This window comes from Selenomonadales bacterium (genome assembly GCA_018335585.1).
Lineage (GTDB): Bacteria > Bacillota > UBA994 > UBA994 > UBA994 > UBA994.
The window spans coordinates 16,294-34,438 of record JAGXRZ010000051.1; the positions used below are offsets into that span (position 1 = coordinate 16,294).

16 protein-coding genes are annotated in these 18,145 nt (G+C 54.6%); 1 reads left to right on the forward strand and 15 read right to left on the reverse strand.

Features of this window, described 5'->3' with window-relative positions; genetic code table 11:
* Positions 1–3 precede the first annotated feature (3 nt).
* The 7 genes from secF to KGZ66_09605 form a co-directional block, all read right to left on the reverse strand.
* A complete protein-coding gene (gene secF, locus KGZ66_09575) occupies positions 4–900 on the reverse strand; it encodes a protein translocase subunit SecF (protein ID MBS3985829.1) in 897 nt (298 codons plus the stop codon).
* Complete coding sequence (secD, locus tag KGZ66_09580) at positions 897–2,117, reverse strand: protein translocase subunit SecD (protein ID MBS3985830.1); 1,221 nt, start codon at positions 2,115–2,117, stop codon at positions 897–899. Before secD ends, secF begins: the two co-directional genes overlap by 4 nt.
* A gap of 81 nt (positions 2,118–2,198) precedes the next feature.
* Entirely contained in the window at positions 2,199–2,867 is a 669-nt protein-coding gene (locus KGZ66_09585) for an HD domain-containing protein (protein ID MBS3985831.1), read from the reverse strand.
* Positions 2,806–3,237, reverse strand: a complete 432-nt coding sequence (locus tag KGZ66_09590) for a hypothetical protein (protein ID MBS3985832.1) — start codon at positions 3,235–3,237, stop codon at positions 2,806–2,808. Before KGZ66_09590 ends, KGZ66_09585 begins: the two co-directional genes overlap by 62 nt.
* Positions 3,231–3,935, reverse strand: a complete 705-nt coding sequence (locus KGZ66_09595; GenBank protein ID MBS3985833.1) for a serine/threonine-protein phosphatase — start codon at positions 3,933–3,935, stop codon at positions 3,231–3,233. The genes KGZ66_09590 and KGZ66_09595 overlap by 7 nt, the downstream gene beginning before the upstream one ends.
* A 49-nt stretch (positions 3,936–3,984) precedes the next feature.
* A complete protein-coding gene (locus tag KGZ66_09600) occupies positions 3,985–4,479 on the reverse strand; it encodes a hypothetical protein (protein ID MBS3985834.1) in 495 nt (164 codons plus the stop codon).
* Between the two features lie 75 nt (positions 4,480–4,554).
* A complete protein-coding gene (locus tag KGZ66_09605) occupies positions 4,555–5,604 on the reverse strand; it encodes a winged helix-turn-helix transcriptional regulator (GenBank protein MBS3985835.1) in 1,050 nt (349 codons plus the stop codon).
* Positions 5,605–6,129: 525 nt separating this feature from the next.
* On the opposite strand from KGZ66_09605, the gene KGZ66_09610 reads away from it, so the two are divergent.
* The gene (locus KGZ66_09610; GenBank protein ID MBS3985836.1) at positions 6,130–7,266 is read left to right on the forward strand and encodes a dicarboxylate/amino acid:cation symporter; all 1,137 of its coding nucleotides are present in this window, start codon (positions 6,130–6,132) and stop codon (positions 7,264–7,266) included.
* A 217-nt stretch (positions 7,267–7,483) separates the two neighbouring features.
* On the opposite strand, the gene mgtE is transcribed toward KGZ66_09610, so the two are convergent.
* The 8 genes from mgtE to KGZ66_09650 form a co-directional block, all read right to left on the reverse strand.
* A complete protein-coding gene (gene mgtE / locus KGZ66_09615; GenBank protein MBS3985837.1) occupies positions 7,484–8,821 on the reverse strand; it encodes a magnesium transporter in 1,338 nt (445 codons plus the stop codon).
* A 247-nt stretch (positions 8,822–9,068) separates the two neighbouring features.
* On the reverse strand, positions 9,069–10,016 hold the full coding sequence (locus KGZ66_09620) for a hypothetical protein (GenBank protein MBS3985838.1): 948 nt from the start codon (positions 10,014–10,016) through the stop codon (positions 9,069–9,071).
* A 4-nt stretch (positions 10,017–10,020) separates the two neighbouring features.
* Positions 10,021–11,532 carry a hypothetical protein gene (locus tag KGZ66_09625; GenBank protein MBS3985839.1) on the reverse strand — a complete coding sequence of 504 codons (1,512 nt, stop codon included), beginning with the start codon at positions 11,530–11,532 and terminating at the stop codon, positions 10,021–10,023.
* A 12-nt stretch (positions 11,533–11,544) separates the two neighbouring features.
* A complete protein-coding gene (locus KGZ66_09630) occupies positions 11,545–12,612 on the reverse strand; it encodes a radical SAM protein (protein MBS3985840.1) in 1,068 nt (355 codons plus the stop codon).
* The gene (locus tag KGZ66_09635) at positions 12,609–13,634 is read right to left on the reverse strand and encodes a hypothetical protein (protein MBS3985841.1); all 1,026 of its coding nucleotides are present in this window, start codon (positions 13,632–13,634) and stop codon (positions 12,609–12,611) included. Before KGZ66_09635 ends, KGZ66_09630 begins: the two co-directional genes overlap by 4 nt.
* A gap of 25 nt (positions 13,635–13,659) precedes the next feature.
* A complete protein-coding gene (locus KGZ66_09640; protein ID MBS3985842.1) occupies positions 13,660–15,972 on the reverse strand; it encodes a hypothetical protein in 2,313 nt (770 codons plus the stop codon).
* On the reverse strand, positions 15,965–16,438 hold the full coding sequence (locus KGZ66_09645; GenBank protein MBS3985843.1) for a hypothetical protein: 474 nt from the start codon (positions 16,436–16,438) through the stop codon (positions 15,965–15,967). The genes KGZ66_09640 and KGZ66_09645 overlap by 8 nt, the downstream gene beginning before the upstream one ends.
* Positions 16,439–16,654: 216 nt before the next feature.
* The gene (locus KGZ66_09650; GenBank protein MBS3985844.1) at positions 16,655–18,076 is read right to left on the reverse strand and encodes a hypothetical protein; all 1,422 of its coding nucleotides are present in this window, start codon (positions 18,074–18,076) and stop codon (positions 16,655–16,657) included.
* Between the last annotated feature and the right edge of the window lie 69 nt (positions 18,077–18,145).

An 18,145-nucleotide genomic window follows, 5' to 3' on the forward strand; every position in this document is an offset into this window, starting at 1 on the left:
TTCCTAAGCTCTCCGTACCGCGCCTCTAGCCAGCTCGGCCTCTTTCCAGTCTACCCAAATGGAGCTAGCCATAAAAATAGAGGAGTACGTTCCGGCTATAATGCCAATGACTAAGGCAAAGGCTAGCGGGCGCAAAGTTACGCCACCGATTAGCAGGACAGCTCCGATAGCGAGGAGCGTGGTAATCGATGTGTTGAGGGAGCGCCACAAGGTCTCCATGATGCTGGTATTGACGAGCTTTTCAAAGTCACCTTGGCGCTTTTGCTTGTTGAGATTCTCGCGGATACGGTCAAATACGACGATGGTGTCATTAATGGAGTAGCCGACAATAGCGAGAATGCCCGCTACGAACTCGCTGTTAACTTCTATGCGGAGCAAGGCGAAGATTGACAATACCACGAATACGTCGTGCAGCAGAGCAATGACGGCTGCCACGGCGAACTTCACCTCGAACCGGAGGGCAATGTAGATAAGCATGCCAATCGAGGCGAGTACCAAGGCGATAAAGGCATTGCGTGCCAGCTCAATGCTAAACACGGCATCGACGCTAGACGTCGAGATATGCTCGGCTTCTTTCCACTTAGCGCTGACGGCTTCAATAGCCGTGGCCAGCTTCTGTGGGTCGGTCTGGGAAGTGCGAATTTGCACTAGGGTCGTCGTCTGTCCGCCCTCGCGTACATCGCGTACTTGGTACTTTTCTAGGTGCGCATCTACGACTTCATTGACCTCGGCAATGGTAAAGGATGTTTTAAGGTCAATCTCTAGCAGGGTGCCGCTTAAAAAGTCGATGCCAAGATTTAGGCCGCGGGTCAGCAGCAGAACCACGCCGACGACTAAGATAACGGCCGATACTTTGTAGAAGTGACGGCGCTTGCCGATAATATCGAAGTTTAATTTCATTTCTTGGCTCCTCCTGACAGAAGGGAGTGCTGCGTCTTTATAAGCGAGGAGTTTAGCATCAGCACGAGGAACAGGCGAGTTATGGTCAGAGCCGTAAACATGCTGACGACGATACTCATACTAAGCGTTACAGCAAACCCGCGGATTGGGCCTGTGCCAAAATAGTACAACACCGCTGTGCCGATTAGGGTTGTAATGTTAGCGTCAAAAACTGTCCACAGGGCACGCGTGAAGCCTGCACCTATAGATGCCCTAAGCGACCGCCCGGTGCGGAGCTCTTCTTTAACTCGCTCGAAAATAATCACGTTTGCGTCGACAGCCATACCTATACCTAACACTATACCGGCAACGCCCGGAAGAGTAATTGTGGCGTTAATTGCGGCTAATCCCCATAATACGATAAGTGTGTAAACTACTAGAGCGAAGTTAGCCGCTACGCCGAAGCCACGGTAGACTACCAGCATAAACAACACGACCAGTCCAAGTCCAATTAAACCGGCTAGAACGCTCTTATCTAGCGAAGCCTGCCCGAGTGTGGGGCCCACGCCGCGGAAGTCGCGCACTTCTAGGTCTACCGGCAGGGCGCCGGACCGCAGCATAATGGCTAAGCTACGCGCTTCGGCCAAAGAACCTAAGCCGGTGATCGAGCCCTCTACGCCTACCTCGCCCTCGATGGTGGGGGCAGATATAACCGCTTCGTCTAGAGTGATGACGAGTCGTTGGCCGATGTTTTTGCCGGTAAACTCGCGCATCTTGCGGCCGCCCTCGTCGTCTAGCCTAATGTTGACCACGCCGCGCCGCTGCTCATCGAGGTCTTCGCGTGCGTCGCGCAAGCTGTCGCCGGTGAGGATGACATTGCCGTTAATGTCTGTAAATCTTAGTACGGCAGTAGTGCCGATTACTTCGAGTACCGACTCTTGGTCTTCATACTCTGGCAAAGAGATGCGAATGCGGCGCTCGCCTTCGCGCACGACCTCAGGCTCTACGACACCTAAAGCGTTGACGCGCTGACTGAGGATGGCGACCGCTCTGGTCATGGCATCGTCGTTAATCTCGGGCACTTCTTCTGAGGGCACTGCCTCTAAGAGCACGGAGATACCGCCGCGGATGTCGAGACCAAACGTAATGTCCTCGGACAGCGGCCGATAGGAATAGTATGCCGCCCCGCCGATTAAGGCGAGTATCAGCATAAACAAGATTAGGTACTTGGTACGCAACTTAGTTTCCTCCTAGCATTGTCTCTTTCTCTTTCTCTTTGCCCCAACAATTATAGCCCCTGTCTTATAAATGGGTCAACACTAAAGAAGTCGCGCCTCATTTACTACAATCGAAAACTGGCAGCCTAGACGCTCGGCCGCACGCTTGCACATCACCATCCGCGTCAGGAAAATCTCAAAGTAGTCCATTACCGGGCAAATCGCTATATCAATGCTTAGACGTAAGGTAATGGTACGTTGTTCCCTGTCAATTAGCACTTCAGATTTTTCGGCTGCATAGTTTACGCGGTCGTGAATGTCAAATTTTACTAGGTCGCGGTTGCGCACGCGGGAACGGTGCACGTCGGTCTTATCTGCGAGGATTAGCGCTGCGGCCACGTCGTTCACCGGCTGACCGTACTGCTCTTCGTGGTTGCCAATCGCGGACGTAACCACGGCTATCTCGGCAAAAGGCATACCCATTTCTTCGAGTGTCTGCATGACAATCATGGCTGCGCTCTGTCCGTGGTTGTGGCGGCTGATAACATTGCCGAGGTCGTGCGTCCAACCCGCGATGGCCGCGAGTTCTGCCTCCCGCTCGGAATGGCCAAGTTCGCGCAAGATGCGCGCCGCGACTTGGGCTACCACAGCAGAGTGGCGCAGGCCGTGTTCCGTAAACCCCATGGCCGCCAGGTGGTCGTTGCCGAAATTAAGGTAGGTCTGAACGCGGGGATGAGCCTTCACGACACGTAGCGTAATCGGTTCTTTCATTACTTCGTTGCTCCTTTATGAACTTGTTAATGGACTGCACGGCAAGGGCAGCCACATCGTCCGCTGTTAAGGGGTCTGTGTCGACGACTAGATGAGCATGCTCTTTGGCCTCGGCTAATATGCCCCACTGCTCATCTAGGCGCTCTTGCCCCCACTCGATAGGGCGGCGGGTGCGGGCTACCGGCAACGTACAACTTAGGTAGATCAGGAAATCGGGCTTAATGCGCCGCCAAAAACGCCGCGATACGGAATGCTCTTGCGGAATATTGATAGCATTATGCCCCAAAGCGCGGAGCTTACTTACCAGCGTGCTTTTGCCGGCTACGCAATTCCCTACTACGCCTATGCGCAACGCAACCGGGTCTAGCACGGCAGGTGAACGTTTAGAGTGCGAATCTTGACGTCTCGGGCGTGCTCTCCGACGTACAGCACACACACCGCCATATCGTCTTGCGCTCGCATGGAGTCTTTGCGCAGCGAAGCCTCTAAGATCTCCTGCGCCAAAAAGCTCGGGGAAGCGGCGTGCAGTTGCAGTAGGGACTGCAGCTCTTCTTCTTGCCACGGAACGCCTTGCGCTCGCCCCGCCGCGTAGATGCCGTCCGTCATGGCCAGAACGGCGAGGCTCGGCTCAAGTGGCACTTCGCACACATTTGGCTTCATGTTGCGGTGTACGCCGATAGGCTGCGAACTCGCGTCTAACGTCATACTAACGTCCGATTGGAGCAGAAACACCGGCGGCCCTGCGTTTTGTGAGATTACCAGGCTCATGCTCTCTAAATCCGCAGAAACGATAGTTAGCGTAGCCGAGACTTTTCCGTCGCGCAGCGCAAACAACATGTCGTGTACGGCGCGCGCTACTGCCCCATCTCGTGCCCCTTCACTAATAAGCGAGGCACATTTGGCGACGACTAACCGGCTGTTAGTGCGCGCAGATTTTCCGCTACCCTGCGCGTCGGCAAGGACAACCGAGAGGCCACCGCGCGGTCGCTCGGTGACCTCGACACTGTCTCCACTAGCGGAAACAGAGTACTTGTTGGTCTTGGCAATAGCAATCTTTATCTCTAACACAACGCACCACCCAGCCTAAGACGAGAAATCCCCTTACATTATTTCCTCATCACACCCCTAGATTCCTGCCGCCGCAGATATAGCTTGTGCCGACACGGCGCGACCAAAACGCCCGCTCAAAGAGCAACGCGCGCGCCGTATGGGCGAGGGCTACAGTCTGGGTAAGGACTATGGGAACGACAGCACCGTTTACTAACACTAACGTGCTATCGCCCGCCCTTGCCTCTAACTTGTGGATGGCCTGGATGCGGAAGTAGCCGTAGGCCGCGTCCCCTTTGACTAACGGTATATGTACTTTTAGGGGTGCAAAAGTGCAGCCTAGGGCGAGCGGCAAGGGCACGAGATTGCGCTTGCCCGAGACAAACTGCGCCGCGTTGCGGAGAGCCTTTGGGTCGAGCGCGAACTGACGGCAGGCCTGACGGACAAGCGTACTAACCGCAGTAGGCAGAGTGGCAGTCTGCTCAGGGTAAATGACTATACTCACTAGTCCTTGTGCCGTATAGTCGGGATAAAACGCGAGAACTGAGTCCCAGTCTATAGTCATAAAAGCACCTCCCTGCGTGCAGTATACCCTAGCGCGGTTGCAGGTAGGTTGCAATACAAAACATTTTTGGGTAATTTACTGCAACATGACAGGCGCCTGTGGGTTGAAGGAATAGCCGAAGCCGCGCCGCGTAATAATCCAAGTCTGCCCATGCGGCAGCTTACCCCTTAGGCGCGAAACCTGCGCCTTAATGCTGCGCTCCCCCAGATAAAGCTCCTGTCCCCCTGTTAGTTCGGCATAGATTTGCGCCGCGCTATAAACCCGGCCGGGATTAGCCGCGAGCAAAAACAGGATGCGCATCTCCTGCGGAAACAACGGCAGCAACCGCCCGCCGTAGCGCACTTCCATGGCGCATCTGTTCACCACTAGCCCGGACTCACTGCTCTCTGCGAGCTTTAGTGCTAGGTTGACAGCGGGCACCGGGCGTTCGCGTGCTAGTCCCTGGCGGCGCAAGTCTGCGAGCGTAGGCCGCGCGCCGACAATGCGGCGCAGCCGGCCGTGTTTGGCGCTTTCCTGCACTGCTTTGTACACCGCCTGTGGGCCTTGCTCGCAACAGCGCAAGCCGCGCGCTAACTCGCGCGTGAGCTCAGGTGAGCCGCCTGTCCATGCATAAAGGGCCAAAGCGACAGGGTCGTTACTTGGACGAGCAAGCAACTTGGCCACCTCCTGCCGCGTAAAGTAGCTAAGTGTCAGCTTGGCGCCCTCCCACTTGCCGCGTGTGCCTAAGACCACAAACACCTGTGTGAGGCTTTTGCAGAACATGCGCTCGCTCGCAAAAGCCTTAAGTAACCCCGACAACTCGTCGCGTTCGCGCTGCGCTAAGCACTCTAACCCGTCGAGCAACACGACTAGCGGCGCCTGCTTTGCTAACGCTGCCAAAAGCGAACGCGGGGTAACTTCCCCCCACGCCTGCCCTAGCTTGCGACCTAGCTCCACTAGCACGGCGCCTTCGTTGTGCACGGCGTTAATGTAGACAATGCTGCCTTTAACCTCGTCCGCCACGTCGCCGCCAAGCTGCGAGAGAAACAACGTGAGGCCAGCCCGCGGCTCTGCCTCCACTACCAGGTATCCTTCCTCGTACAGCAACGCTTTGGCCTCCGGCGTAACCTGCCGCTCTACTCTCACTAACTTCACCTCCACTTTTGGCTTATGATATACGAACGTTTGTTCGGTGTCAAGAAGTGCTTAGTGCCTAGTGCTCAGTGCTCAGTAGAGCCGTGTCGCAGTGGAACCTTTTCCCCTTTTACCTTTTACCTTGTACCTTTCCACCCTTTTGCTCACCGCTCACAGCCCTAAAGCCTAAAGCCTAAAGCCTAACGCCTAATCTCCGCAAGCTGACTGCTGAGCGCTGAGTGCTGAAAGCCTCCTCCCGCAGTTCACGATTCACGATTCATGATTCACGATTTCCCCTATCACTCACAGCTGCCCGCACTCCCACAAGCGACAAGCGACAAGCCACAAGCAACATGCATGCCACAAGCCACAAACGTCAAGCGCAATTGTTTGACATTTGCGCTCCGTGGCTATAATATTTGATTGGATTGACGCAACTGCCAACTATGACACAGTTTTTGCATTAAGGGGGCGAAATGTGAACTGCAGCGTGTCATGGCAGTTGTGCACATCTAGTAATGGGAAGGACGTGAATGCATGAAACTTATCGCTCGTCTTTTCGTCGCTATCGTCGGTGGCATTATGCTAGGTCTTTGGGCGCCCGCTTTCCTCACGCGCATCCTTATTACCATTCAAGGACTCGTAGGTCAGCTTATCTTCTTTAGCATTCCGCTCATCATTGTGTTCTTTATCGCTGACGGCGTCATCGGACTAGGCAGCAAGAGCACCAAGCTTGCACCGCTCACAGTCGCCTTTGCCTACATGTCGACCATACTCTCCGGCTTCCTCGCCTATTTCGTCACTGTCGGGTTACAGCCGGTGATCGCCGGGGTAGCGGGACAACTCGCATCCGGAACCAAGCTCACCCCATATTTCACCCTCGCCATCGCCCCTGTCTTTGGCGTTATGTCTGCTTTAGCGCTTGCTTTTGTACTTGGCCTAGGAGTGGTGGCAACCGGCAGCCAAAACATGGCGCGCCTGCTTGGTGAAGGGAAAAACATTATAGAGAAGCTTATCGCCAATGTCATTATTCCGCTTATTCCTTTATTCATCGGAGGGATATTTGCCGGAATGGCCGCCGAAGGCACCGTATTTAACACCCTGCGCGCCTTTGGTTTGGTGCTCGTGCTAGCTGTCTTGGTACAGTGGGTCTGGATCTTCGTTTTGTACGGATATGCCTCGCTTGTGACCAAGAAGCCTGTGCTCAGCTCAATTAAGTCTATGCTGCCCGCCTACCTGACCGCGGTAGGTACGATGTCTAGCGCGGCCACCATGCCGGTGACCCTGCAACAGGCGCGGCAGCTGCCAATCCGTAAAGAAATTGCAAGCTTCGTTATCCCCCTTTGTGCTACCATTCATCTCTCAGGCAGCACCATTGCTATTACTATGTGCGCTATGGCGGTTATGATTATTAACCCGGCCTATGTGTTGCCTAGCTTCGCAGGGGTAATTCCGTTCATCTTTATGCTAGGCATCATCATGGTTGCAGCCCCCGGCGTGCCCGGCGGCGCAATTATGGCGGCCTACGGACTACTTGGCACCATGCTTGGCTTTAACGAAGCCGCGCTCGGCCTGATGGTCGCTCTCTACATGGCGCAAGACAGCTTCGGTACCGCTACTAACGTTACCGGCGACGGCGCCATCGCTATCCTAGTCGACAAGTACGCCGAATAAATATCGCAGTGCAGAAGAAGGCTCGTCCGCAGGGACGAGCCTTTCTTTATGTGGGGGGCTAGTAGTGGAGCACCGCTTCGCACTTGGCACTCAGCACTTTGCACTTAGCACTTAGCACTTGGCACTTTGCACTTCGTAGCTCGCCGCTTAAAGCTCGCTGCTCACAGCGGACGACAGTCCCACAAGCGACAAGCCACAAGTGACAAGCGACACACCTCTACGCTAACACCATACGCGCTATCGTAAAGTAGATTACTAGCCCTACTGTATCGGCGACAGTCGTAATTAGTGGCCCGCTGGCAACCGCAGGGTCGATACGCAGGCGCTTAAACACAAAGGGCAGCGCGGCGCCCACTAGATTAGACATGACCGCCATCAGCACCATAGTTAGCCCTATGACTAGGGCCAGTTCATACCCTCCGCGGTAGAAGCCGAGCACAGCGGCTGCTCCACCCATAAGCAAGCCGAGCAGACCACCTACGGCGGCTTCTTTAGCTAGCGTTGTGGCCCAACGACCTAAAGTCAGGTCTCCGGTTACCAAACCGCGAATCATCATCGTCGCGGCTTGCGAGCCGATGTTACCGCCGCTATCGATTAAGAGCGGCATAAAGAAGGCCAAGGCTATAGTGGCCGATAGTGTCTCCTCGAAAACCGCAATAACTCCTGAAGACATGAGATTCACGATAATCAGCCCGAGCAGCCACCCCATGCGCTTCTTCACTAGCGGTACAATTCCGGTCGCCGTGTAGACGTCTTCGAGAGGAGCGATAGCTGCGGCACGGTGAAAGTCCTCGGTAGCCTCTGTTTGGGCGACGTCCATCATGTCGTCGAAAGTGACAATGCCCACCAGCACGCCGTCGGTGTTAACTACCGGCAAGGCAAAGGCGTCGTGCCTCTGCATGGTGGCTACGGCAATTTCTTGGTCGCTAAAAGCGTTTAGGCTTATCGCCGGCGTCCGCATCAGGTCGCTAACTTGGGCAGTCGGTGCCGCGAGAATAATGTGCTTTAGGTCGACCGCCCCGTAGAGGTACCAGCGTTCGTCGGTTACGTATAGCGTATTGATTGTCTCGCTGTCTCTGCCGCGCTGGCGAATGTGGCCTAGCACTTGTTCAACCGTCCACGTGGGGCGCACTGCCACGTACTCCGGCGTCATCAGTCTGCCGACGGAATGCTCAGGATACCCAAGCAGCTCCCGCGCCTCGCGCAAGTCGTCGGGGCTTAGCAGGTTGAGGATGTGCTGCGTAACTTGCCCGGGCAACTCGCCTAGGAAAAACGTGCGGTCATCAGGCCGGAGACTCGCTATCAGGTGCCTTGCCTCCGCGTCACTAAGCTCTTGGATAAGAAAGTGCAGGTCATCCGGCTCTAGGTAGGCCGCCACTTCTGCTGCTAATTCCCTCGGCAGAATGCGATAAATCAGCACACGTTCAGTCTTCCCAACCTCTGCCAGCACTTCGGCAATGTCGGGATAAGGCAACTTAGTGACAGCCGCCCTGAGTCCTTCCCAGTTCTTGTCGGCCATCAATGCATTGACGGTGTCAACGATTCTCTTTTCCACAAAACTCACCTCCACTATTTGTCGCGGCCGGTCGTCAGAAACACGGCCAGTGTTTGGTGGCGTGGTACAAGAGAACGCGTAGGCCTAATTCAGGGCATGCCAACAGAAGCGAGCTGCCTCGACCAACGACCCCGGTGCTCTTATGCCACTACCACTATGGCTTCTAGGCCTAGGCCCGTCGTCCGTTTCCATGCAGCTCACCTCCCTCGGTCTTCATTCTATGCCATGGCCGAGAATGAAGTCAACTTCAACTAGATAGAACAGGAGCCTCAGCCAGTGCACGCTGCAACATTCCGAACAGCGCGCTCCCGGACATGGTTTCTAGGTTAAGCTCGTCATTGCCTGTGGCCTCCATGTAGAGCAGGTTATGCATCCCGCAGAAGACTACGTTACATTCTGCGTGCACTACTTCCCTCGGCGGATTGACATGCCCGTAACTTACGCTAAACACGTACTCAGGCAGAAGAAAGTTAGTCGCAAGCTCCAAGGATTCGCCCTGCAGAAAGAATAGTTCTCCCTCTCGCCGCACCATGCGTTTGCCGAGCAGTTCATCAAGAGCCGCAACGGGTAGCTCTGCACCAAGCAGGGACGGCTCTACTAAGTCCTGTAAGTTGCGCGCTAAGGCCATATACCCTTGTGGCTGACTCACGGCGCGCGCCATAATCTCCCCTTTAGTGCAGCCAAGTTCGTTAGGTTCCCCTGCCAGTATTTTTAGTGCGCGAACCCGGGTCAGGTCGACTAAGGCCAAAAATGCGCGTGCGCCCATCAGAGATAGCTTTGCAGCAAACTCCACGTTCACTAACCTACTGCTTCCGGTGAATTCCTCTAGCGCGTACAACGCGTCGGCGGTGCTCGGCGGCATGGCGATGTCAAAAGTACTAGGCCCGCTGTCGACAGAGCAGGCTAGGTTGTTGTGGAAATAGGTTACCTTGTCAACCTGCGACATGGCGCCTAGAATGCGAATGCGTGAATATGACCGAGCCTCCTTCAACACGTTAAGCACAGCTGCTGCTTCGCCCGTTATAGTTCCGTCGGCCGAAATGATTCCTTGCGCCTTAAGCTCATCAATTACGCTCTCGTCAACCTCTTGCGCCTCCCCTTCTCGCACAGCTAGGGGAGAGATTGGGCTAACTTGGTCAAACGCTTGCGACAACCACCGGAAGCCGCCCGGAGAAATGCTATACTTTGTTGGCATGAATTTAGCCTCCTTCCTTATCGACAAACCCTAGAGGGGTACCTGTGGCATCAACAAGAGCACCTTTAACCATGTCCTTTCCTTTAGACCAGATAAACTCCCGCCCGCCAGTTTTTAAGAGCCCTTTAGACAGCGGGTTGTTATTTAGAATCTGCGACACCGACATGTCGCCCACATCGACGCTAGTACCTTTGGGCATAGGTATGCGACTGGTAAGCGCTGCCGGGGCTTTCTTAATTGCTGTCTCTAGCCCATGCTCTGTTACTGCATCTAGTGCCCCTTTGCCGACGCCTTTAACCGCGCCCTCTAAGACGCCCTCCCCTTTGATGCTCGCGTCAAGGCCGCCCTGAGCCGCTTCGTTGGCCATGCCCGCTAGCGCACTCTTCATTTTAGATGTCAGGCGCCCATCCTGAAACCTGTCTTTAGCCACCTCGGTTACCGCACCGATAATGCCTTTGGCAATGTGCTTGCCTGCATTTTTGGGGTCTGCCATGCCTTCACCGAGACCCCCGGCTACGCCCTTGCCCGCCGTGTAGGCAAGCTTTATCTGTTTCCCTGCCGGGCCCGTAATGTGCGAAAGGGCATCAATGGCTACATCCGCGCCAAACTGCACGCCTTCTGCGGCCTTAGTCGCCAAATCCCAGCGGTTAGCAGACTTCATTGCTTGTGCAAGTTCAGCCTCGGCCTTAGCAATCTTAGCCGCGATTTCAGCGCGACGGCCTGCGTTAGCATAAATCATGGCCTTCTCTGCGTCGGCCTTTTGCTTGGCTAAGTCCTTCACCATTTTGTCAAAAGCCGCACCGGGGCCTACGCTACCCCTGTCGCGCGCTGTGTACTCAATGAGTGCGTCATTCTCGGCAAGTGTTGTCGTCAGTCGCTTTTCGTTCTCGTCAAGCTGCTTAAGCCGCCGCTCAATCTCTGCTACGTTGTATCCGGCAGACCCATACCCCTTTTGCGTAGCTATGAGAAGGGCCTTCTCTTCTTTGACGGCGATGAGATCTACCTGTCGTTGTCGCATCCACTCGCCCTTCGCCTCTATTGCTGCCTTCTCCTCGGCCTTTTGCACCTGAACGAGGTGCTTTTCATAATCCTTTTGCTTAAGAGAGTCCTGCAAATGCTTTATGTACGCTTCATACTGCTGCTTAAGCTTGTCGTAACCTGGGTCTGTTTTGTCGGCAGTCTTGTCTGACTCTGCCCACAGCTGGGAGTATTCGTCAATTTCCTTTTGAATTTGTGCAGCTTCGCTGTCGATGGTTTTCTCCGCCTCGCTGTATCCCTCCATTACCGCCGCTTCCTGAAAATCTGCTTCTGACTCCGCGCCTGCGGCAATTTCTTGCGCCATGGACTGTGCGTCACTTAAAGCCGACCCTTGCAGGCTGCCGGAAAGCATACCCTTAGCCGCCTCAATCAGCACTAACAGCCCGCCTGCACTAACCACTGAGGCGACCGTGTCGATAGCTACAATCCCAAAACTTTCGCTCGATGAGTTAGTGACAAAATCAATTTTGACCTTCATTCCTATCCCCCTTTACAAACCCTGCTGGTCACATAAAGTCACTTCGGGCAAAACTGGGCATCCCCCAAAGCACATCTCATAACGCTGGCAGGAGGGACAGCGGCCTACAAACTTGCGGCGAAACCGCATGAACTGCTCCCCGTTCCACGCGTCTTCTAGGCTTCCCCCTCGCAAGGGCACGGCATAGGCGGGGTCTTGTTCAAAACTACACGGGTAGAGCGAGAGGTCAGGCGAAATGTAGGCTGAGAACCTGCCGGCTTCGCACGGCTCAATTGACGCCGGCCAAATCCGCGAGGTATAGCCGAGCAGCCCGGGCACGCTACAGCTGTCAAAGCCTGCTTTGGCGATGTACTCATTGTCGTCAAACAAGGAAAAGAACTCCTTGACGCGAGAATCGTCGTTCCTCAGCACGTTTGCCTTGCTGCCCCTGCCCACCGGCTTATGGAGCAGAAAGATGATGCGGTTGATCCCTGCAGGGAATTTATGGTATCGCATGCGCTCGATGGCCTCATCAATCGTGGCGTTGCTTAGGCAGTAGTGGATGTTAGTCTTTATGCCTGCCGCGAGAAGCATCTCAATTGCACCTAGGGTGTAAGAGCTGCGGTACCAACTTACGGCTACCGCCCCGCAGCTAGCTTTAATCGCCGGCATCAGCTCCTGCCGCAAAGCAAATCCCGAGGTCGTAAAATTGGGCACTACGCCTTGCTTGCGGGCATAGCCGATTATCTCCAGAAAGTCGTCGTGCATGTCTGGGTCCCCGCGTCCGCCAAGCGCCACCTGAAAAGTTCGACCGCGGCATTCGTCGATTATGCGCACAAAATCACCTAGCGCCATGTTAGGCTGGCTTTTCTCGTCGCCGCTTTGGTAGCATTCAACGCCAGACATCAGGCACCGTCCGCTTTGTCCATGGGCGCACCGCCCCATTATCCCGATGTCCAGGAGCTCAGGAAAACTTGCCTGAAACGGATCCTTACCTGTGTCATGCCCGCGTTCGTCAATCATGCCAGAGCGCACGCTGACGCCTGTCTCGGGGTTAAATACCGCAACATAACGATGCGTTCGATCGACGACGGTCATCATGACGGTTGCTGCGCCCGTCGTATGCGCGGCAACGCAATTGCTCCGACCAAAGCAAGCGCGCCCAAAATGTACCCCCCATACATCAGCCGCATGACGATTAACGGGGCATCAAGAAGTAGCCCGCCGACAAAGCCGCTCAGCAAGAGGAAGGTATACTCGTCGCTGTAGCTGAAGGGTCGCTTAAGCACACGGGCGAGGTCGCTAGCAGCTAACCTGCCGAACTTAAACAGCCAACCTCGCTTACTTTCCCCCAAGATGTAGCTGACGGCAAAAGAAATCACCAGCACTACAAAGTACTTGTCAAACTTGTTGCGCGCACCGCCGAAGCGACTGTAACTAGCGAAGTAGTTAGCAACGATTAGCCCGACGCCGCCCCCGGTTAACAAGAGAACCTGCGCTTGCTCGCCGAGCGCATGGTACGCTTGTTTAACTTCAGGCACAAGCTGGCGAATGGGCTGCAACGCAACTGCTAAGCCGTCGGTTCGTATCTTCTTAAAAAGGCGAGTCCCAAAAGTGAAAACAATGACCCAGTAGATAGTCTTTGGAATGACGTCGTTGTAAGTAGCAGTGAGAAAAACGATCAACATCACCAGCGAGCCTAAAGGGTCGGGCAAGGTGTAGGTCTTAAGCGGCCAAAAGATAAAGTTGACGGCGGCAACAATGCCGAGCTTTATCGTCAGCTGCTTGTACATGGAAGGCAATGTCCTAACCCCTGCCCGGGCCATCTCCTTTAGCCAAGAGAGCAATGTCTCCTGTGCTATAGGTGCACGGCGCAATGATGGCGGCGCGGCAGGCGCACTCAGCTGCACAGGTTGCGGCAAACGAGGGGTCAATTTACTTATCGCCACGCGAGAATCACCCTTTCTGCATTTGATGAGCGACAACAATGAGCAGTGCGCCCGCTGACGACGAATGCCTGTGACAACGGCAGTAGCAGTCTCGCCAAAGACTCCTAGTGCCAAGTGGGCGCCTCCATACACGATGAAGGCGATGCCAAGCAGTGACAGCACTATGCGCCACATAAGCACCCTCGCCAACCCTACCCCTTTAGTCTGTCTGCTGCCACTCATAAATGTAACGCGTGCCTTGTGTCACGCGGGCAGACAGGCTAGTGCGTAGCGCAATTTTATCTCCCGCGGCTTTTCCCGCCGGCACGACGGCAGTGAGTGTTTCACTTACGGAGTACACCTTTACCGTCTTGTATGTGTCGATGGTGAAGCTCGTCTTGCCGTCTTTGTTGCGGAACCTAATCGCGCCTCCGGTTATATAGCCTATGTCTACGTCCCACTTGTCAAAGTCGGCGCCTGCAGTGGCCTTATCCGTGAAGTACGAGAGCTTTTGCGAGCCAAAGGAGAGCTTCATGTCTAGCGAGACGACTTCTCCTGCTCGTATAGTGCTTGGGGGCACACTAAATGTAGCTGTTGAGGTGCTGTTTTCGCCATGCAACACATCAGGGTCGTAGTAGGTATCGGTCTTGCCGAGGTACCTCCACGTACAGCTGTAACTGCCCGGAGCGGAGCTGTTGCTAACTTCGTAGACACCGCCTTTGTTAGTCGCACGCACCTGTTCTTGTCCATCGTAATTTACTGTGCCTACCAGCACCCAAGCGAAGGTGGGGTCGGCCTTAATCGCTTCTTCAAACATCCCCGTCTCGCGCAGATACGCAAAGAAACCCGCCTTGTCGTTCTTCTCTGACTGTGCTATCCAAACGCCGATAGCACGCACTAACCGCACATGGTCAAGTTCTGCCCTTTTGTCGGGGTCGATACAGCTTAGGACTGCGTTGCGGATGGCATAGAGCCGCGTCAGCCTAGTTTCTACATCGTAGTTGCTGCCGCGCTTGTCTATGCCGAAGTAGGCTTGATGGGTAAGGTAGGACAAAAGTCCTTGCTTTTTCATCTCAGCGATGAAAGCCTCTTCACTCTGCCTTAGCTTAGCGATTTCCGGTTCACTAGCCTTGCGTTCCTCAAAATACTGCCTTAGGCCGCTCCACGCCCCTGTGATGAGCTTTTCTCTGGCGGCGCTGCCTAAGTCGGCCTCATTAATGCCGTACTTCTCGCAGTGCGCCTTGACTATGCGAATGTTCATTAGGGCTTCGGCATTGCCTTTTAAGGCAAAGATGCTTTGAAAATCGCCTGCCAAACCACTCTCTTGGTCGAGATACATCTTGTAGGCCTCTTCAATCTCGGCTTGCGTCCAGTACGCCTGCGCCGCATCCGCAGCTTGTTCAATTCCTGCCTTAGCATAGTTTAGTGTCGACACCAGTAGCTGCACTTTTGGCCCGCTTAGACTAGTCAGCATGCCGGCCACGGCCTCAAAACCAGCCTTAGCATCGCCGCCCGCAAACGCCCCTGCCGCTGTTCCTAGGCCTCCTAAAACAGTGATGGCCTTCGCAGTTTTATCGATAGCGCCTGTCTGCACGTCCTTTACCGCAAAGAAGGCCTTATTGGCGTTAACGCTCTTCTCTACACTAAACGCTATCGCCTTCGCGTAAAGTTCCATAGCCTTGTCGTTAAACTCCTGCTCACCCGCGGCTCCTGCTTGCGCCGAGTAGGTCATGCGCACTAGTGTGTCTACCGGTGCAAAGTCCTTTAGGGGGTTGCCCTGAGCGAGCAGCTCGTCGTAGGCAGCCGACTCTAAGTAAGCAACAGCGTCTTTAACGAGCTGGTCGCGGGCCGACCTGCTGGTTACGCCTAGCGACTGCAGCAGCTCGTCGAGCTGTCTGCCTACTGCCCCGTTGAGCCTAGCTTTCTTTTGCAGACGGCTGTGTTCAGAGGCGGCGTAAGTAGCAGCAAAAGTTCTTAGCTGTGCCTCCTCTGAGGGCTTGCCAAAACCTAGCCAGCTAAAGTGACTTGCCCTAAGTACGGCCGTTCCCTCTGCCACATTGACACTGTCCGGAACTAGGAACCTCCACGCGCCATCCTCATACGTGGCAAAAAACAGCTCTTCCGCCGCCAAGTCCTTTTGCCTAAGCGCGGGGATTTTCACTGTCACTTGCACGGGCTCGGCAAACCAAATGTCGTGCACGCCCTCGCCCGCCACCTCAAGCGGTGTCCCATAGAAGACGAAATCAGATGTCTGCTTGCTCTTGGTCTCCTCGGCCGAAAGCACCCGCAGGGTTATACCGGTGCCGCGCTCCATAAGGCCGTCGGGAACGTTAAGCTGCCAACCAGTCTTAGCGGTACTGCCCACTTGTGTGTCCTGGCCAGTCTGCACCTCGGCTTGGGCTTTTGCCCCTCGGTCATACGGGTCACGTCCGCTACCGAAGGGGCCTGCAAATATGAAAGCTGCCACAGCTATTACCAGTACACCGGCAACCGCCGGAATCAGTAAGCCCTTAGAAGGCGACGATTTACTCAAGGCGTATTCCTCCCCTGCTGGGTGTAATCCCGGTTTCGTAGCGGAACTTGCGTGAAACCGCTTCAAACTCGACTTCGTCAAGCGACTTACAAAGCAGCGTAATTGAGTGCTGCTCGTTGTCTGTGCCGTACTTCATTAGAATAGACTCCTGTCCCATTTCTACCGCTAGGAGGCGAACTGCGCCTTGGTTAAACACGATAACGGTTGAATCAAGTAAGATGCCAAAGCCGGAAACAAAAACTTCAATGCTGCCGGAAGCTAGGTGAGCCTCACTACTTTCTGACCGCTTAATGACCGCAGGCTGTATGTGCATGATCTGGTTTTCGATTATTAATGCTGCGGCTTTGACGCGGCCAAATTCCCGCACTGCCAAGAGAGCTGCAGAGAAGGCCACACCGAGAGTCACAAGCAAGAAATACCATACGTGCCCTCCGCCATGCACTAACAACCCAAACGAGGCTAGCACGAAAGCGACACACAACCCGGTGAAGGCTAAGAGCCTTCGCTTAAGCGCAATCAGTTGACACCACCACCTCTGTGTCTAATCCTTTGCTCAAAGCATAGGCCATAGTCGCCGAATTTTCTGTCACCTTGCTAGGTGAATCGACGCCAAAAGCCCCTCACCTTTTCGGGTGAGGGGCCATGAAACATGCCTGCGTATTGGTGCGCCCGCAATCGGGTGCTATTTAGGCGACGATTTCGCCTCGATAAAGTTGCTCATTAACTCTGCCCGACTCTGCACGCCAATCTTTGAGTAGATGTTCTTAACATGAGTCTTCACGGTGTTTTCGCTTACATGCAGTTCCCCCGCGATCATGCGATAGGTGCTGCCTTTAACTAGCAGCGCGGCTATTTCACCCTCGCGCTCCGTCAACATACCCCACACCCTCGATTGTGCTATCGTGCGGTCTTGCTCTCCTGCTGGCAGTGCGGTAAACGCCGCTAAGAAAGCGTGGCTTTTTAGCAGGGCGTCAAGGCGATTGTGCAGCGGAGGCAAAAGAACTAATGCCAAACAGACAATACTCAGTGCCAAGAGGGTTGGGTTCTGGCTCTGTATACCACCGCCAAAAATATGCTCGCCCAGTAGTCCCCCGAGCAGTACACCTAGGACATTCGCCGCAAGTCCAGCCCCCATTATTCTAGCGGGGTTCTTGCCTAAGTCGAGCATCTCCCCTAAGGTCGTGCCCCAAAACAAGTCGAGCATACCGCAGGCGCCAAGCATCAACGTGTCAACCACAAGGTAGTCTAGCCACGAGCGGCCAAGCAACAAAAAGAAGATAAACGAAAACCCAATCATAGCAATGGCTACGTAAAGACTGTAAGCGCGGTTCTGATTGCGCCGCAAGTTCCGTAAGACCAGCAAAGCCACGATGTAAGGCACGGCCCAGTACCAACTCGTCAGCCACTCCAGGTGGGCAAAGCTAGGCCTTTGTACGTGGTACATCAAACCAGAGTTAATCGTAATAACCAGTATGAACAGGCAAAGAAAGGTCAGCGGGCCAAGCGTGCTGTTATGTAAGCGGTCGGATTCGGCCGAGCTATGCTTTACCTGCAAATCACCACTCGGAATCGGAAGCAAACGTGCAAAAAGAAATGCAGCGACAAGAGACAGTATTGCCAAGCTAAGCCCAAAGTGCGGCGACAAATGAACCGCGCTCAAATTGAGCAGAATCATCAGGATGTTGGCAGAAATAAGTGCATCTGCCATGGTTACTAGGCGCTCTTCCTTAGGCGTGTCGTGCTTAAAGTAGAAGCCCCATGCGGCAACGCTAACGCCAATCATGAACGCTGCCGACAGCAAGGCTATAGTCCAAAAAGGCGAGGGCGGGAAGAAGAACGCACCCGAAGCCAAGCCACTAAAGGCAAAAGCAAAGAGCAGGAGCTGTTTCGCGGCGCCTATGTTCGTCACCATGAAGCCCGCGGTTAGTAGTCCCGCAAAGTGGGCGGCCATAGCCCCAAACACGAGGTGATTTGTCGCCAGGCCATGGTAGCTCGTAAGGGCGTAAAGTATCTGTCCTTCAAAAGGGAAGGCCAGAAGCCAGGCAAAAGACAAAGCAAACACGATGACGGATAGCCGGCGCGAGCTAAATCCTATTTGCTCCATCCCGTTACCCCCCCTCCCATGTCGCCGCAATCAACGCTGTCGCCATTAAGCACATTCTAACATATCGTG

Coding starts and splice junctions, on each gene's coding strand:
- secF (MBS3985829.1), bottom strand. CDS start 900: ATGAAATTAAACTTCGATATTATCGGCAAGCGCCGTCACTTCTACAAA.
- KGZ66_09585 (MBS3985831.1), bottom strand. CDS start 2,867: ATGAAAGAACCGATTACGCTACGTGTCGTGAAGGCTCATCCCCGCGTT.
- KGZ66_09600 (MBS3985834.1), bottom strand. CDS start 4,479: ATGACTATAGACTGGGACTCAGTTCTCGCGTTTTATCCCGACTATACG.
- KGZ66_09610 (MBS3985836.1), top strand. CDS start 6,130: ATGAAACTTATCGCTCGTCTTTTCGTCGCTATCGTCGGTGGCATTATG.
- KGZ66_09620 (MBS3985838.1), bottom strand. CDS start 10,016: ATGCCAACAAAGTATAGCATTTCTCCGGGCGGCTTCCGGTGGTTGTCG.
- KGZ66_09625 (MBS3985839.1), bottom strand. CDS start 11,532: ATGAAGGTCAAAATTGATTTTGTCACTAACTCATCGAGCGAAAGTTTT.
- KGZ66_09630 (MBS3985840.1), bottom strand. CDS start 12,612: ATGATGACCGTCGTCGATCGAACGCATCGTTATGTTGCGGTATTTAAC.
- KGZ66_09635 (MBS3985841.1), bottom strand. CDS start 13,634: ATGTGGCGCATAGTGCTGTCACTGCTTGGCATCGCCTTCATCGTGTAT.
- KGZ66_09650 (MBS3985844.1), bottom strand. CDS start 18,076: ATGGAGCAAATAGGATTTAGCTCGCGCCGGCTATCCGTCATCGTGTTT.